The 15,375-nt window shown below is 72.4% G+C and carries 12 protein-coding genes and 1 pseudogene; 6 read left to right on the forward strand and 7 right to left on the reverse strand.

The features are described from left to right. The 7 genes and pseudogenes from ACFVXE_RS13620 to ACFVXE_RS13650 all read right to left on the reverse strand — a co-directional run. Nucleotides 1-458: pseudogene (locus ACFVXE_RS13620) on the reverse strand (hypothetical protein); the annotation flags it as partial. Further along, entirely contained in the window at nucleotides 446-1,096 is a 651-nt protein-coding gene (locus tag ACFVXE_RS13625; protein ID WP_389671381.1) for an RNA polymerase sigma factor, read from the reverse strand. The gene ACFVXE_RS13625 and the pseudogene ACFVXE_RS13620, both read right to left, overlap by 13 nt. A 187-nt stretch (nucleotides 1,097-1,283) precedes the next feature. Continuing rightward, entirely contained in the window at nucleotides 1,284-2,219 is a 936-nt protein-coding gene (locus tag ACFVXE_RS13630) for an ROK family protein (RefSeq protein WP_389671305.1), read from the reverse strand. After that, nucleotides 2,216-3,925, reverse strand: coding sequence for a dipeptide ABC transporter ATP-binding protein (locus ACFVXE_RS13635; protein ID WP_389671306.1), 1,710 nt, complete (start codon nucleotides 3,923-3,925; stop codon nucleotides 2,216-2,218). The genes ACFVXE_RS13630 and ACFVXE_RS13635 overlap by 4 nt, the downstream gene beginning before the upstream one ends. Next, on the reverse strand, nucleotides 3,922-4,821 hold the full coding sequence (locus ACFVXE_RS13640) for an ABC transporter permease (RefSeq protein WP_389671307.1): 900 nt from the start codon (nucleotides 4,819-4,821) through the stop codon (nucleotides 3,922-3,924). The genes ACFVXE_RS13635 and ACFVXE_RS13640 overlap by 4 nt, the downstream gene beginning before the upstream one ends. After that, nucleotides 4,818-5,777, reverse strand: a complete 960-nt coding sequence (locus ACFVXE_RS13645) for an ABC transporter permease (protein ID WP_389671308.1) — start codon at nucleotides 5,775-5,777, stop codon at nucleotides 4,818-4,820. Before ACFVXE_RS13645 ends, ACFVXE_RS13640 begins: the two co-directional genes overlap by 4 nt. Before the next feature lie 50 nt (nucleotides 5,778-5,827). Beyond that, nucleotides 5,828-7,648, reverse strand: a complete 1,821-nt coding sequence (locus ACFVXE_RS13650; protein WP_389671309.1) for a peptide ABC transporter substrate-binding protein — start codon at nucleotides 7,646-7,648, stop codon at nucleotides 5,828-5,830. A 282-nt stretch (nucleotides 7,649-7,930) separates the two neighbouring features. Here ACFVXE_RS13650 and ACFVXE_RS13655 point away from each other — a divergent pair, with 282 nt between their 5' ends. From ACFVXE_RS13655 to ACFVXE_RS13680, 6 genes are all read left to right on the forward strand, one after another. Continuing rightward, nucleotides 7,931-9,151, forward strand: a complete 1,221-nt coding sequence (locus tag ACFVXE_RS13655; RefSeq protein WP_389671310.1) for an ROK family protein — start codon at nucleotides 7,931-7,933, stop codon at nucleotides 9,149-9,151. Between the two features lie 22 nt (nucleotides 9,152-9,173). Then, a complete protein-coding gene (locus tag ACFVXE_RS13660) occupies nucleotides 9,174-10,697 on the forward strand; it encodes a M81 family metallopeptidase (protein ID WP_389671311.1) in 1,524 nt (507 codons plus the stop codon). Continuing rightward, nucleotides 10,694-11,443 carry a copper homeostasis protein CutC gene (locus tag ACFVXE_RS13665; protein ID WP_389671312.1) on the forward strand — a complete coding sequence of 250 codons (750 nt, stop codon included), beginning with the start codon at nucleotides 10,694-10,696 and terminating at the stop codon, nucleotides 11,441-11,443. The genes ACFVXE_RS13660 and ACFVXE_RS13665 overlap by 4 nt, the downstream gene beginning before the upstream one ends. A 222-nt stretch (nucleotides 11,444-11,665) precedes the next feature. Then, complete coding sequence (gene glmS, locus ACFVXE_RS13670; protein WP_389671313.1) at nucleotides 11,666-13,513, forward strand: glutamine--fructose-6-phosphate transaminase (isomerizing); 1,848 nt, start codon at nucleotides 11,666-11,668, stop codon at nucleotides 13,511-13,513. A gap of 24 nt (nucleotides 13,514-13,537) precedes the next feature. Then, entirely contained in the window at nucleotides 13,538-13,906 is a 369-nt protein-coding gene (locus ACFVXE_RS13675; protein ID WP_389671314.1) for a holo-ACP synthase, read from the forward strand. A gap of 4 nt (nucleotides 13,907-13,910) precedes the next feature. Beyond that, nucleotides 13,911-15,371, forward strand: coding sequence for an NAD(P)H-hydrate dehydratase (locus tag ACFVXE_RS13680; RefSeq protein ID WP_389671315.1), 1,461 nt, complete (start codon nucleotides 13,911-13,913; stop codon nucleotides 15,369-15,371). The last annotated feature ends 4 nt before the right edge of the window (nucleotides 15,372-15,375 follow it).

Consider the following 15,375-nt stretch of genomic DNA (forward strand, 5'->3'; position numbering starts at 1 on the left):
TTGTTCGCCGGGGGTTTGTGTTGGTCCGGCACGCTGTATGGGGGTTCGTAGTATACCTCCCCCCTCGGGCCGCCCCCCCCGTGGGCCCCCCCCGCGGCGATCTTCGTCCTGGTGTAGATCCACTGGTCGGGGCGCGGTTCGGCCGGGGCCTCCTGCTTCTCCAGCGCGTCCGCCGCCCGGTTCAGGACCTCGGCCGGGCTGTGCAGGCTCAGGGGGCTCGCCGCGGTGGCACCGTGGGACGAGCCGGGCCCGCCGCCGATCTGTGTGGTCAGCAGGGCAGCGGCGGTGATCGCCGCGGCCGCGCCGATCGAGGCGACCCGCCAGTCGGCGCGCAGCCGGAGGCCGCGGCGGCCGCCCGCCACGGCATCGGTGAGCCGCTGCCTGCCGGGAGCGAGCGCGGCACGGTCGGGAACGGGAGCGTCGGCGCGCATCTCGCGCAGCTGGGTCATGTCGTCCATGACGGGCTCGCCTCCATGACGTCGGACGTGAATGCGGGGTCGGTGTCGAGCGCCTCACGGACCTTGCGGCGGGCGCGGTTGAGGCGGGACCGTACGGTGCCGACCGGGATGCGCAGCGCCTGCGCGACCTCCTCGTACCCGAGGTCGGCCCAGGCGACGAGCAGCAGCACGTGCCGGTCGCCGGGGGAGAGTGCGGCGAGCGCTCCGGCCAGCGGCGCCCGGGCGGCTATCCGGGTGTCGGACCGGTCGCTCCAGGAGGCGGCGACGGTGTCCACCCCGGTGCGGGCCAGGGCGCGCAGGCTCCGCTCCTCGCCGCGCCGCTGCTTGCCGATGAGGTTCGCCGCGATGCCGTACAGCCAGGGCCGCGCGTTGCGGCGGGCGGCGTCGTAGCGGCGCCTGGAACGGAAGGCGATGAGGAACGTCTCCGCCGTGATGTCGTCCGCCGCGCCCTCCCCGAGGCGGCGGGCGACGTACCGGTGGATGTCGGGAGCGTGGCGGTCGTAGAGCCCGGCGAAGATCTCGGGCTGTTCCAGCGACTGGGTGACGATCCCGGCGTCGTCGTCGTGCGCGTCGCAGGGCCGTCCGGTCGGGGCGCCGGGTGCGGGGCCGGGTGCGGGGCCGGCCGGTGGCTCGGGCAGGGGTCCAGCCGGGGGTCCGGCCACAGTGGCTCCTCGGGTTCGTTCGGTGAACGTGTCACCCCTTGTTACCCGCAGGGGGCGAAAGGGTTCACGGGGCCCCCGGAGGAACGGCGAAGAGCCCGCTCCGACGCCACGGCACGCAGGCTCGTGGTGTCGGAGCGGGCTCCTGGCGCCCGCGGCGGTCCGCTCAGGCCGCGACCTTCGCCGTCAGCTCCTGCCGGGCCCGGGCCGCGGCGCCGACCGGCACCGCGTCGCCGGCCAGGGCTGCCCTGACCAGCCGGACCGGGTGGCCGCTGACCGGCGGGTCGGCGGCCAGCGACGTCAGGATGAGGGGTTCCAGCAGCGGCCAGGCACGGCTGACCCCGCCACCGATCACCACCGTGGTGATGTCCACGACGCCCGCCGTCATCACGATCGCCTGGGCGATCCCGGCACCGGCGGCCTCGTACACCGCGAGGGCGTCCTGGTCACCGTGGCCGGCGGCCTGCGCGACCTCGCGGGCGGTCAGCCGGCGGCCGGTGCGGTCCGCGTAACGGGCGCCGATGGAACGGCCGGAGGCCAAGGTCTCCAGGTGGCCCCGGCCGCCGCACGAGCAGAGCAGATCACCGAAGCCGGGAATGTGCCCGATCTCGCCGGCCGCGCCGTGCGGCCCGGCGAACAGTGCGCCGCCGGTCCACAGCGCACCGCCGACCCCGGTGCCCAGCGTCATCCCGAGGACGTCCGACTCGCCGCGCACGGCGCCGCCGGACGCCTCCCCGTAGAGGAAGGCGTTGACGTCGTTGTCCAGGAACGCCGGGACACCCAGCGCCTCCTGCACGGCGTCCGTCACCGCGAAGCCGGCCCAGCCGGTGAAGGAGTCGCTGGCCACCAGGATGCGGCCGGTGGCGGAGTCCACCACGCCGGCCGCGCCGACCCCGCAACCGGCGAGCCGGCCGGGGGTGCGCTCCAGCAGCGGGGCCAGCGCTCCCAGGGCGGCGCCGATCATGGCCCGGCCGCCGTCGGCCGCCGGGGTCGCCACCTCGGCGCGGTCCAGCACGGTCAGGTCCTCGGCGCAGACGACCACCTGGGTCGTGGTGCCGCCGATGTCCACTCCGGCGAAGAGCGTACGGTCACGGAAGCTCATACCTGGACCTCCGCCCGGCCGGCCGCGAGGGTGGCCAGACGTTCGGCTCTGCGGCCGCGCTGGATCACCGGGTCGGGTACCGGCACGGCGGCCAGCAGCCGGCGGGTGTAGTCGGTCTCCGGGTGCAGCAGGGTCGCGCCTGTGGGGCCCTGCTCCTCGATCCGGCCGGCCCGCATCACGACGACGCGCTGCGCGAAGTGCTGTACGACGGCCAGGTCGTGGGAGACGAAGAGGCAGGCGAAGCCCAGCTCGTGCTGGAGCTCGGAGATCACTTCGAGCACCGCCTCCTGCACGCTCACGTCGAGTGCGCTGGTGGGCTCGTCCGCGACCAGCAGCCGCGGCTCCAGGACCAGGGCTCGGGCCAGGCTGACCCGCTGACGCTGACCGCCGGACAGTTCCCGTGGGGCACGCCGGGCGAGTTCACGCGGCAGCCGGACCCGGTCGAGGACGTCGGCGACCTTGCTCTGGCGGTCCTTGGCGGAGAGCTCGCGGCGGTGCACCCTGAGCGGCTCGGCGATGCATTCGCCGACCGTCATCCGGGCGTCCAGCGAGGCCACCGGGTCCTGCAGGACCACGCCGATACCGGCCCGCAGCGCCCGGCGGGCCCGGGACCGGGTACGGCCCAGGTCGGTGCCGAACAGCGAGACGGTGCCGGAACTCGGCGGGATCAGACCGAGCGCGACCCGGGACGCGGTCGACTTCCCGGAGCCCGACTCGCCGACCAGGCCCAGGGTCTCCCCGGCGTGGACGGCGAGCGAGACCCCGTCCAGGGCTCGCACGGCGCCCTTACCGTGGCCGAACACCACGGAGATGTCGCGGAGTTCGACCACCGGCTCGGTGTCCGGGCGGGCGGCGACGGCCGGCGCGGCCGGCCCGCCCGCCTCGGCGACCGACAGCCGCGGCACCGCGGCCAGCAGCCGCTCGGTGTATTCGTGGGACGGGCGGAGCAGCACGTCCTCGACCGGCCCGGTCTCCACGATCTCGCCGTGGTACATCACGGCGACCCGGTCGGCGAAGTCCGCGACCACGCCCATGTTGTGGGTGACCAGCAGGACGCCGGTGCCGGTCTCGACGGCGAGCCGGCGCAGCAGGTCGAGGATCTCGGCCTGCACCGTGACGTCCAGCGCGGTGGTCGGCTCGTCGGCGATCAGCAGCGACGGTTCGTTGGCGATGGCCATGGCGATGACCACCCGCTGGCGCTGTCCGCCGGAGAGCTGGAAGGGGTAGGCGGTGGCCCGCCGCTCCGGCTCCGGGATGCCGACCTTGCGGAGGAGTTCGACGGCCTCGGCGGCCGCTTCCTTGGCGGACACCTTGCGGTGGTTGCGGATCACCTCGGCGATCTGCCTGCCGATCCGGGTCAGCGGGTCGAGCGCGGTGGCCGGCTCCTGGAACACCATGGAGACGGTCCGGCCGCGCAGCGCCGCCAGGTCGGTCTCACGGGCACCGACCATCTGGTGGCCGGCGATGGTGGCGCTTCCGGTGGCGCGGGCGTTGCCGGCCAGCAGGCCCATCGCGGCCAGCGCGATGGTGGACTTGCCGGAGCCCGACTCGCCGACCAGGGCGAGGGTCTCGCCCGGGCGGACGTGCAGGGAGACACCCCGGACGGCCGGCACCTCGCCGGTCTCGGTGGTGAAGACGACACCGAGGTCGTCGAGTTCGAGAATCGGCCCGGCCTGCGGGGCGGCGGGGCCCTGGGTGGCGGTCATCCGCGTCCCCTCACGTCGAATGCGTCGCGGAGTCCGTCCCCGATCGCGTTGAACGCCCACACCACCAGGATGATGGCCAGGCCCGGCGGCAGGATGAGCCACCAGTAGCCGGAATAGGCGGCGGTGAGTCCGGCCGAGAGCATGCCGCCCCAGTCGGTGGCCGGCGGCTGGACGCCCAGGCCCAGGTAGGAGACGTAGGCGACCAGCAGGATGGCGTCGGCGATCTGGAAGGTGGCCGCGACGATGATGGTCGAGACCGAGTTCGGCAGGATGTGCCGGGTGATCGCCCGGGCGTGCGTACCGCCGATGGCCCGCAGGGTCAGGACGTAGTCGCGGTTCTTCAGGGTCAGCGTCTCGGCCCTGATCAGCCGGGACGGCACCAGCCAGGAGACGAAGCCCAGGATGACGATCAGTCCGCTCAGTCCCGGGGTGGTGATGGCGGAGACCACCAGCAGGATGAAGAGCGCCGGGATGGCGATCCCCGCGTCCACGATCCGCATCATGAACGCGTCGACCCAGCCGCCCGCGTAGCCGGCGACGGCGCCCCACAGGGTGCCGATCACGGTGGCCAGGATGCCCGCGGCGAGGCCGACGATCAGCGACACCTTGCCGCCGTACATCAGCCGGCCCAGCTCGTCGTGGCCGACCGCGTCGGTGCCGAGCCAGTGCGAGCCGCTGGGCGCGAGGTTGACCTGCTGGAGCATCGTGTGGGTCTGGTCGGTGGAGTACACCAGCGGACCGGCGAAGCAGAGCAGGAAGAAGAAGACCACGACGCCGAGTCCGACCACGGCGAGCCGGTTGCGCAGGAAGCGCCGTACGGCGAGCCGGGAGCCGGACGCCGTGGCGGCGTCGGTGACCGTGCCGGGCACCTGGCCCGGCTGGATGACGGCGCTCATGCCCGGCCTGCCTTCACTCGGGGGTCGATGATCCGCTGGACGACGTCGGCGAGCAGCGTGCCGACCACCGTGGCGGTCGCGATGACGAGCACGCAGCCCAGCAGCACCGGGTAGTCGGAGGACTGCGCGGCGGTCCAGAAGAGCAGTCCCATACCGGGGTAGTTGAAGAGCTGCTCGACCACCAGGGCGCCGCCGAACAGCACCGGCACGTAGTAGCCGAGCATGGCGACCACCGGCGTCAGCGAGTTGCGGAACACGTGCCGCCACAGGATGGCGCGGGAGCGGGAACCGCCGGCCCGCGCCGTCCTGACGTAGTCCTCGGAGAGGTTCTCCAGGGTGGCCGCCCGCATGTAGCGGCTGAACACCGCGATCATCGAGGCGGCACCGGCGACCACCGGCAGCACCAGAGCCTGCGGTTCGGAGAACACCTGGGCGAGCGTGTCCCCCTGCGGAGCCTGGGACGGGAACCACGGCAGCGCCTGGCTGAACACCAGCACCAGGATCAGCCCGAGGAAGTACACGGGCGTGGAGTAGGCGATGAAGCTCAGCGTGGTGATGACGTAGTCGACCGGCTTGTTGCGCCGGACGGCCTGCCACATGCCCAGCGGGATGGCCAGCACGAGGCCGACGATCGCCGACAGGGCGGTGAGGAGCAGGGTCTTGGCCAGCCGCTCGGTGATGAGCTGGGAGACCGGCTCATTGAGGGTGTACGAGGTCCCGAGGTCGCCGTGCAGCAGCTGGTTCAGGTAGTAGAAGTACTGCACGGGAAGTGGCTTGTCGAGGCCCTGCTCGTGGTTGAAGGACGCGATCTGCTGCGCCGTGGCCTGCGGGCCGAGGATCCCGCGAGCGGGACCCCCGGGCAGGGCGTGCAGCAGACCGAATACCACGATCGTCACGATGACGATCACCACGACGGCTTGAAGGACCCGCCTGATCAGGTACGAGGAAGTGCTCATGTGTTTTCCGGTCGCTTCGGCTCAGTGGTACGTGTGGTCACCGGCTGGGCTTACTTGGTGGTCCACTTCCACATGGCGGGGTGGAAGTTGGCGAGCGAGTCCTGGGCGAAGCCGCTCAGGCCCTTCTTGACCACGGAGACCTGGTAGTCGGGCTCCGGCAGCCACACGACCGGGAGGTCCTTGGCCAGGGCGGCGCTGTACTTCTGCACCGCCTCGTCGGAGGAGGACGTGGTGGTCTGGGTGACGAGCTTGTCCACGGCGGAGTTGGAGTAGCTGCCGAAGTTGGAGCCGCCGCCGGTGGCGAAGAGCGAGTCACCGCTCGGGTAGGCCGGGAAGTACCAGCTGCCCGCGGTGCCGAAGAACGACAGCTGCCACTTGCAACCGGCCTGGTCGGCCTTGCACTGGCCGGCCTGCGAGAGGACCGAGTTGACCGGGGCGGTCTTGATGCTGAAGTCGATGCCGGTCTTGGCGAACGACGACTGCAGGGCGCTCATCATGTTGTCGGTCACGGTCGAGCCGGACTGCGAGAGCACCTGCATCCGGAACTTGGTGCCCTTGTCCACGCCGTCGCCGCACTGGTTGTCACCGGTGCCGGGGGCGGTGCACACCATGGTGCCGTCCTGCTCCGTCCAGCCGTGGCCGGTCAGCAGCTGCTTCGCCTTGGCGGTGGAGAACGGGTACGGGTTGTTCTTCTGCTCCGACGAGACGAAGGACGAGCTCTGGCCCTGCGGGATCGGTCCGTAGGTCGAGACCGCGGTGCCGTTGAAGACCACCTTGGAGAGGGTGGTCTGGTCCACCGACATCTGGATCGCCTGGCGGGCGTAGAGCTGCTTGAACACCGCGCCCATGGCGGGGTTGTTGAAGTTGTAGGGCATGTACGTGATGGCCCAGCCCGACCACGGCTTCAGCGCGTAGCCCTTGGCGGCGAAGGACGATTCCTGGCTGAGGTTGGTCGCGTTGATGTAGCCGTAGTCGACCGTGCCTGCCCGGAGCGCGTTCTCCTCGGCGTCCGTGGTGGTGAACGGAAGCAGGTTCACGTTCTTGATGTTGGCCTTGCCGCCGCCGTCGTACTTGGCGTTGGCCGTCAGCTGGACCTTGCCGGCCGTGGTGAACGACTTGATGGTGTACGGGCCGCTGACCGTCTTCCAGAGCGGATCGGTGGCGTAACCGGAGATCTTCTTGGCGGCGTCGTTGAGGTACGCCCAGACCTTCTTGGCGTCGGCCGCGGTGCGGTCGAGGTCCGACACGGTGCCCGAGTCGCTGGTCTTGTCCCAGACGTGCTGCGGCATCGGGCGGATCATGCTCAACTCGTTGGCGAGCATCCACTGCTGGTTGTAGGCCCGGTCGAAGGTGATGGTGAAGTGCGTGTCGTCGACGGCCTTCAGCGAGGTCCAGTTGTCCGGCGCCTTGCCCGGGCTGTAGCTGGCCCAGTCGGCCTTGTTGGCCTTGACCAGGTTGAACCAGAACTCCACGTCGCGCGAGGTGATCGGCTTGCCGTCGCTCCAGTGCCGGTCGCCGAGCGTGATCGAGACGCTCTTGCTGTCCGCGGCGAAGTCGGCGGCGGTGGCCAGCGAGTTGTCCTTGTTCCAGCCGACCTTGCCGGTGGAGCCGTCGTACGCGATCAGCGGCTCCCAGAGGGACTGGGATATGGAGGAGTTGTTGGTGTTCAGGTGCGCGGCGGTGCCGACCGGGAGGATCCAGTTCGGCGTGAAGTTGGCCGGCAGTGCGTAGTTGATGGTGTCCGACGAGCCGGAGGCGGACGACGACGAGGTGCCGCCTCCGGAACAACCGGTCAGCATGACACCCGCGGTGACGGCGGCACCCGCGACAAGGGCCCAGCGGCGGCTGTTCGCCGATTGAGCAAGGAACATGACTCTCCTCAGAGTGAAAGGACCCGTATGCCCGGGACCGGCACTGCGTTGACGACAGCTAACGCCGGACACGCCGAAGAAACAAACAAGAATTAGTAAAAAGTAAGTTACTGCGCCTCCGACAAAAGCCATCCAGCCCCGATCACCCTGCTCTGTTGGGTGTATTTGGGTAGTTTGAAGAGGCTTTGGTTCGGGTCCACTTCCTTCGCGGAGCTGTTCCCCCGCGCCGAGCGCGGGCGTATTGTCTTCGCCACCTACACCGTTGCGGAAGTTACTTCGTACATGACTGAAATAAGTGCATGGGACCGCAGGGCCGCGAAAGGCACCCCCGCCCTCGCCGCGCGGGTCCTGGAACTCGTCGCATCGGGCCAGGCCTCGTCACGCGCCGAACTCGCCGGACTGCTGGGGGCCGCCGCCTCCACCATCTCTCTCACCGTGGCCCATCTGGTGGAGCGCGGGCTGATCGCCGAGGAGGGCACCCAGTCCTCCACCGGCGGCCGCCCCCGCAAAGTGCTGAGACTGGGAAGCAACGACGAGTTCGCCGTCGCCGCCGACCTCGGCGGCCGGCACGCCCGGATAGGTGTGGTGCTGCCCGGCGGCGGTCTGACCGATGTCTCGACCGTCCCCTTCGTGATCGCGGACGGCCCCGAGGCGGCTCTGCCCCGGCTCGCCGAGACCCTGGAGGAGCTGGCCGAGCAGCACGGGCGCGGCCGGCTGCGCGGGGTCGGGCTCTCGCTGCCCGGGCCGGTGGACATCGCGTCGGGGTCGGTCGTCCTGCCGTCGCGGATGCCGGGCTGGAACCGTTTCCCGGTCACCGCGTGGCTGGAGGAACGCTTCGGCGTCCCGGCCGCCGTGGACAACGACGCCAACTGCATGGCGGTCGGCGAGCACACCGTGCGGCCCGCCGAACACCGTCAGACGATCATGGTGAAGATCGGCTCCGCGATCGGCGCCGGTGTGATCGCCGACGGGCGGCTCTACCGGGGCGCCACCGGCGCGGCCGGTGACATCACCCATATCCGGATCGACGCCGGCGCCGACATCCCCTGTTCCTGCGGCAACACCGGCTGCCTGGAGACCGTGGCGTCCGGCGCCGCCCTGGTCCGCATCCTGCGCGAGCGCGGGGCCGACGTCAGCAGCCCCGAGGACGTGGCCCGGCTGGCCATGGACGCCGACCCGGAGGCCACCCGCGCGGTCCGCAGGGCCGGGGACTACCTCGGCCAGGTGCTCGCCGCCAACGTCAACTTCTTCAATCCGGACGCCGTCTACCTCGGCGGCATCCTCTCCACCCTGGAACCGTTCGTGGCCGCCGTGCGCAGCCAGCTCTACGAGAGCTGCCACCCGTTGGTCACCGAACACCTCACCATCGAGCGGGCCAGCCTGGGCGCCGACGCCGGACTGGTCGGCGCCGGGCAGTTCGCCCTGCAGCGCGCCCTGGCCCGGGCGTTGAGCGAGGTCGGCGCCGCCGACCGGTTCCGCGCCCCCGCGCCCCGTCACGTCTGACGCCCCACCCCTACGAGGAGCCATGTCGCAATCCCGCACCGCCGCAGCCCGCCCGGTCATAGCCGTCGCCGGCCTCGGCATCGAGTCGTCCACCTTCTCTCCCGCCCGCACCCAGGCCCCCGCCTTCCACCCCTCGCGCGGCGCCGAGGTGCTGGACCGCTACCCCTTCCTGGCCCCCGGTGAGGAACTGCGCGAGGCGGCCGACTGGCACGGCGCCCTGGTCGGCAAGTCGCTGCCGGGCGGCACCGTCACCGCCGCCGCCTGGGCCGAGCTGACCGACGAGCTGATCGAACGGCTCGCCGCGCTGCCCCGGCCGGACGGCCTCTGGTACGACATCCACGGCGCGATGACCGTGGAGGGCGTCGACGACGCCGAGGCGGTGCTGCTGGAGCGCATCCGCGCCACCGTCGGCCCCGACGTGATCATCTCCACCTCGATGGACCTGCACGGCAACGTCTCCCGCGAACTCGCCCACGGCAGCGACCTGATCACCTGCTACCGGATGGCCCCGCACGAGGACCACATGGAGACCAAGGAGCGGGCCGTCCGCAACCTGGTGGACCTGCTGGCATCCGGTGCGCCCCGTCCGGTCAAGGCCTGGGTGCCGGTGCCGGTGCTGCTGGCCGGCGAGCAGACCTCCACCCGGATCGAGCCGGCCAGGAGCGTGTACGCGGCGGTGGACGAGGTCGAGGCCGTGGACGGAGTGATCGACGCCGCGATATGGGTCGGTTACGCCTGGGCGGACGAGCCGCGCAACCGCGCCGTGGTGATGGTCACCGGCACCGACCGGGCAGCCGTCTCGGCCGGTGCCGAGCGTCTGGCCGAGGGCTTCTGGAAGGCCCGCGACGACTTCGACTTCGTCGCCCCGACCGGCACCTTCGACGGCATCCTGGACGAGGCCCTCGCCTCCGACCGGCGCCCGTACTTCATCAGCGACACCGGGGACAATCCGACCGCCGGCGGGGCAGGCGACGTGACCTGGGGCCTGACCCGGCTGCTGGCCCGCCCGGAGTTCAGGGAGGACGACGGCCCGACCGTCATCTACGCCTCGGTGCCCGGACCGGCCGCCGTCGAGACCGCTGTCGCCGCCGGTGTCGGCGCCACCGTCACGGTCACCGCCGGCGCCGAGGTGGACGACCGGCACGCGGGCCCGGTCACCCTGACCGGTGTGGTGCACGCCGTCCGGCACGGCGACCGCGACGCCGAGACCGAGGTCGTCGTCCGGGTCGGCAGCGTGTACGCGATCCTCACCAAGCTGCGCAAGCCCTACCACCACGAGCACGACTTCACCGACCTGGACCTCGACCCGCGCGGCGCCGACATCGTGATCGTGAAGATCGGCTACCTGGAGCCCGAGCTCTTCGACATGTCGGTCGGCTGGAAGATGGCGCTCACCCCCGGCGGTGTGGACCAGAACCTGGTGCGCCTGGGCCACCACCGCATCCGCCGCCCGATGTTCCCGTTCGACCGCGAGATGGCCGACCCGGACCTTTCGGCCCGCATCATCCCCGCCTCCGACCAGCCGCTGACCGGGGACGACGAGTGACCGTGCGCCCCGCCCTGGAGATCGCCGTCACCTCGCCGGCCGGCGCCCGTGCCGCCCGGGAGAACGGCGCCGACCGGGTCGAGCTCTGCACCGCCCTGGAGCTGGGCGGTCTGACCCCGTCGGCAGCGCTGGTGGAAGTGGTCGCCGGGGAGGGGCTGCCGGTGCAGGTGCTGGTCAGGTGCCGGCCCGGCGACTTCGTCCATGACGCGGAGGAGATCGCGCTGATGGCCGCCGAGGTGCGGTCCGTCATCGCCTCGGGCGCCTCCGGGGTGGTGATCGGCGCGCTGACCGCCGACGGAGCCCTGGACACCGAGGCGGTCGCCCGGCTCGTCGACGCGGCCCGGGCCCCGGGCCGGCCGGTGGACATCACCCTGCACCGTGCCGTCGACCAGTCGGCCGACCCGGTGGCCACCGCCGCGCTGCTGCCCCCGCTCGGCCTCACCCGGGTGCTCACCTCGGGCGGCGCCCCCGCCGCGGCGGACGGGCTGGGGACGATCGCCGCGATGGCCGCCGCCGCACCCGGGGTGCAGGTGATGGCCGGCGGCGGGGTACGTCCCGCCGACATCCCGGCCCTGATCGCCGCCGGCGCGGCAGCCGTCCATCTCTCCGCCAAGACCAGGGCGTCGCCCCGGCGCGGCGGCGGCTGGGTGCCGCTCGGCGCCGGGGGCGCGTCGGCCGAGCAGGACACCCACTTCGTCACCGACCCCGGCGTGGTGGCCGAGGCCCGGCGGGCGATGGCGGGCTGAGTCCCGCGATCCCGTACGCCCGGCCGGACTTCGCGGCCCGGCGCCGGGTCCGCGTACCGCTCCGGGCGGGTTGCCGCCGGAGCGCGAAGCGGGTCCGCGGCTGCGGCTCGCGGAGGATTACGGCGACTGCGCCGACGAGTGATCCCGGGCGGTCCGCCCCCCTTCTGCGACGATGCCGAGTGAAGTGAGGGGAGGGCGGGCCACGAAAGGATCGGGATCGGTATGTGTGGAATCGTCGGGTACGTCGGTGGGCAATCCGCGCTTGATGTCGTCGTCGCAGGACTGAAGCGCCTCGAATACCGGGGTTACGACTCCGCGGGCGTCGCCGTTCTCGCGGACGGCGGGCTGGCTTCCGTGAAGAAGGCCGGGAAGCTCGTCAACCTGGAGAAGGCACTGGTCGAGCGCCCCCTTCCGGCCGGTACCACCGGGATCGGCCACACCCGCTGGGCCACCCACGGCGGGCCCACCGACGCCAACGCCCACCCGCACCTGGACAACGCGGGCCGCGTCGCCGTCGTGCACAACGGCATCATCGAGAACTTCGCCCTGCTGCGCGCCGAACTCGCCGAGCGCGGACACGACCTGGCGTCCGAGACCGACACCGAGGTCGTCGCCCATCTGCTGGCCGAGGCGTACTCCTCGTGCGGCGACCCGGCGGAGGCGATGCGGCTGGTGTGCAGGCAGCTCGAAGGGGCGTTCACCCTGGTCGCCGTGCACGCCGACGAGCCGGACGTGGTCGTCGGGGCCCGGCGCAACTCGCCGCTCGTGGTCGGGGTCGGGGAGGGCGAGGCGTTCCTCGCCTCCGACGTGGCCGCGTTCATCGCGCACACCCGGTCCGCGATCGAACTGGGGCAGGACCAGGTCGTCGAGCTGCGCCGGGAGTCCGTCACGGTCACCGACTTCGACGGGCGGCCCGCCGAGGTCCACAAGTACCACGTGGACTGGGACGCGTCCGCCGCCGAGAAGGGCGGCTACGACTACTTCATGCTCAAGGAGATCGCCGAGCAGCCGAAGGCCGTGGCCGACACCCTCCTCGGGCGGATCGACCGGACGGGCACGCTCCGCCTGGACGAGGTACGCATCCCGCCGAGCGTGCTCCGGGAGACCGACAAGGTCGTCATCGTCGCCTGCGGGACCGCGTTCCACGCCGGGATGATCGCCAAGTACGCCATCGAGCACTGGACCCGGCTGCCCTGCGAGACCGAGCTGGCCAGCGAGTTCCGCTACCGCGACCCGATCCTCGACCAGCGCACCCTGGTCATCGCCATCTCCCAGTCCGGCGAGACGATGGACACGCTGATGGCGCTGCGGCACGCCCGCGAACAGGGGGCGAAGGTCCTCGCCATCTGCAACACGAACGGGTCGACCATTCCGCGTGAGTCCGACGCCGTGCTGTACACGCACGCCGGACCGGAGGTCGCCGTCGCCTCGACCAAGGCCTTCCTGACCCAGCTCGTCGCCTGCTACCTCGTCGCCCTGTACCTCGCCCAGACCCGCGGCACGAAGTGGGGCGACGAGATCCGCACCGTCGTCCGGCAGCTCTCCGAGATCCCCGGGCAGGTCGAGCTGGTCCTGCGGACCATGGAGCCGGTACGCGCGCTGGCCCGGTCGCTCGCGCACAAGAACACCGTGCTCTTCCTGGGGCGCCATGTGGGCTACCCGGTCGCCCTCGAAGGCGCCTTGAAGCTCAAGGAGCTCGCGTACATGCACGCCGAGGGGTTCGCCGCCGGCGAGCTCAAGCACGGACCCATCGCCCTCATCGAGGAGGACCTCCCGGTCGTCGTGGTCGTGCCGTCGCCGCGCGGGCGTTCGGTGCTCCACGAGAAGATCGTGTCGAACATCCAGGAGATCCGGGCCCGCGGCGCCCGCACCATCGTCATCGCCGAGGAGGGCGACGAGGCGGTCGTTCCGTACGCCGACCACCTGATCTGGGTCCCCGCAGTGCCTACGCTGCTTCAGCCGCTGGTGGCGACGGTCCCGTTGCAGGTCTTCGCCTGCGAACTGGCCACCGCCCGCGGCAACGAGGTGGACCAGCCGCGCAATCTGGCGAAGTCCGTGACCGTCGAATGAGTCGAAGAAGGATCGAGTGAGCGCGTGATCATCGGGGTCGGGATCGATGTGGCGGAGATCGAGCGGTTCGGCGCGGCGCTGGAGCGCACGCCGCACCTGGCTCAGCGGCTCTTCCTGGACCAGGAGTTGCTGCTGCCCAGCGGCGAGCGGCGCGGCACCGCCTCGCTGGCCGCCAGGTTCGCCGCCAAGGAGGCCCTCGCGAAGGCGCTCGGTGCGCCGGGCGGGCTGCTCTGGACGGACGCCGAGGTCTATGTCGAGGAGAGCGGCCGGCCCATGCTGCGCGTCGGCGGCACCGTCGCCGCCCGCGCGGCCGAGCTGGGCGTACGGCACTGGCACGTCTCGCTGAGCCATGACGCGGGGGTGGCGTCCGCCGTGGTGATCGCGGAGGGTTGACCGTATGCGAACTGCGTACAGCGTGGAGACCGTACGGGCCGCCGAGCGCGCCCTGATGGCGCGGCTGCCCGACGGCGCCCTGATGCAGCGGGCCGCCGCCGGGCTCGCCGCGGCCTGCGGCGATCTGCTGCGGCGGGGCGGCCGGGTGTACGGGTCCCGGGTCGTCCTGCTCGTCGGCAGCGGCGACAACGGCGGCGACGCGCTGTACGCGGGGGCCCGGCTGGCCCGGCGCGGCGCGGGCGTCCGCGCGCTGCTCACCTCGCCGGACCGCGCCCACCCGGGCGGGGTCGCGGCGCTCCGCGCGGCGGGCGGACGGGTGGCGGACGCCGGGTCGGCCGACGCCTTCCCGGCCGGCCGCGTCGACCTCGTGGTCGACGGCATCACCGGCATCGGCGGCCGCGGCGGGCTGCGCCCGGAGGCGGCCGCGCTGGTGCGGGCCTTCGAAGCGACCGGGGCGCCGGTCGTCGCCGTCGATCTGCCCAGCGGCGTCGAGGCGGACACCGGCGAGGTGCTCGGCGACGCCGTGCGGGCGGACGCCACCGTCACCTTCGGTGCGTACAAACCGGGACTGCTCGTCGACCCGGCCGCCGACCGGGCGGGCGCGCTGCACCTCGTCGACATCGGGCTCGGTGACGAGCTGCCCGACGTGCCCGATCTGGAGGCGCTTCAGTACGCGGACGTCGCCGCGCTGCTCCCCGTACCCGGCGGCGAGAGCGACAAGTACCGCCGCGGTGTCGTCGGTGTCGTCGCCGGGTCCGCGCGCTACCCGGGGGCGGCGGTCCTCGCCGTCGCCGGGGCGCTGCGGGGCGGCGCGGGGGCGGTGCGGTACGTCGGCCCGGGCGCCGCCGCGGTGATCGCCCGGTACCCCGAGACGCTGGTGCACGCGGGCCCGCCGTCGAAGGCGGGAAGGGTGCAGGCCTGGGTCGTCGGACCCGGGCTGGGGGACGGCACGGAGGCCGTCTCGGCCGTCGCGGACGTGCTGGCCGCCGCCGTCCCGGTGCTGGTGGACGCCGACGGGCTGCGGCTGCTCGACGTCTCCACGGTGCGTTCGCGCACCGCGCCGACGGTGCTCACCCCGCACGCCGGGGAGGCCGCCGCGCTGCTCGGCGTGGCACGCGAGGAGGTCGAGGCGGGGCGGCTCGCCGCCGTACGGGAACTGGCCGCCCGCTACCGGGCCACCGTGCTGCTCAAGGGATCGACGACCCTGGTCGCCGCCGGCACCGAGGGCACTCCCGTACGGGTCAACCCGACCGGCACCGCATGGCTGGCCACGGCGGGCAGCGGCGACGTCCTCTCCGGGCTGACCGGCTCCCTGCTGGCCGCGGGTCTCGCCCCGCGCGACGCCGCCTCGGTCGGCGCCTACCTGCACGGCCTCGCGGCCCGTCACGCCTCGGGCGGCGGCCCGGTCGCCGCCCAGGACGTCGCTGACGCGGTGCCGGCGGCGTGGCGGGACGTACGGGCCTGAGCGA

The sequence above is a fragment of the Streptomyces sp. NPDC058231 genome, from assembly GCF_042882275.1.
In the GTDB taxonomy this organism is placed as follows: Bacteria; Actinomycetota; Actinomycetes; order Streptomycetales; family Streptomycetaceae; genus Streptomyces.

What these genes read in the sequence shown, in the direction of transcription:
- ACFVXE_RS13630 (WP_389671305.1), bottom strand. Translation starts at nt 2,219, where the DNA reads ATGAGCTTCCGTGACCGTACGCTCTTCGCCGGAGTGGACATCGGCGGC.
- ACFVXE_RS13635 (WP_389671306.1), bottom strand. Translation starts at nt 3,925, where the DNA reads ATGACCGCCACCCAGGGCCCCGCCGCCCCGCAGGCCGGGCCGATTCTC.
- ACFVXE_RS13640 (WP_389671307.1), bottom strand. Translation starts at nt 4,821, where the DNA reads ATGAGCGCCGTCATCCAGCCGGGCCAGGTGCCCGGCACGGTCACCGAC.
- ACFVXE_RS13645 (WP_389671308.1), bottom strand. Translation starts at nt 5,777, where the DNA reads ATGAGCACTTCCTCGTACCTGATCAGGCGGGTCCTTCAAGCCGTCGTG.
- ACFVXE_RS13650 (WP_389671309.1), bottom strand. Translation starts at nt 7,648, where the DNA reads ATGTTCCTTGCTCAATCGGCGAACAGCCGCCGCTGGGCCCTTGTCGCG.
- ACFVXE_RS13655 (WP_389671310.1), top strand. Translation starts at nt 7,931, where the DNA reads ATGACTGAAATAAGTGCATGGGACCGCAGGGCCGCGAAAGGCACCCCC.
- ACFVXE_RS13660 (WP_389671311.1), top strand. Translation starts at nt 9,174, where the DNA reads ATGTCGCAATCCCGCACCGCCGCAGCCCGCCCGGTCATAGCCGTCGCC.
- glmS (WP_389671313.1), top strand. Translation starts at nt 11,666, where the DNA reads ATGTGTGGAATCGTCGGGTACGTCGGTGGGCAATCCGCGCTTGATGTC.
- ACFVXE_RS13680 (WP_389671315.1), top strand. Translation starts at nt 13,911, where the DNA reads ATGCGAACTGCGTACAGCGTGGAGACCGTACGGGCCGCCGAGCGCGCC.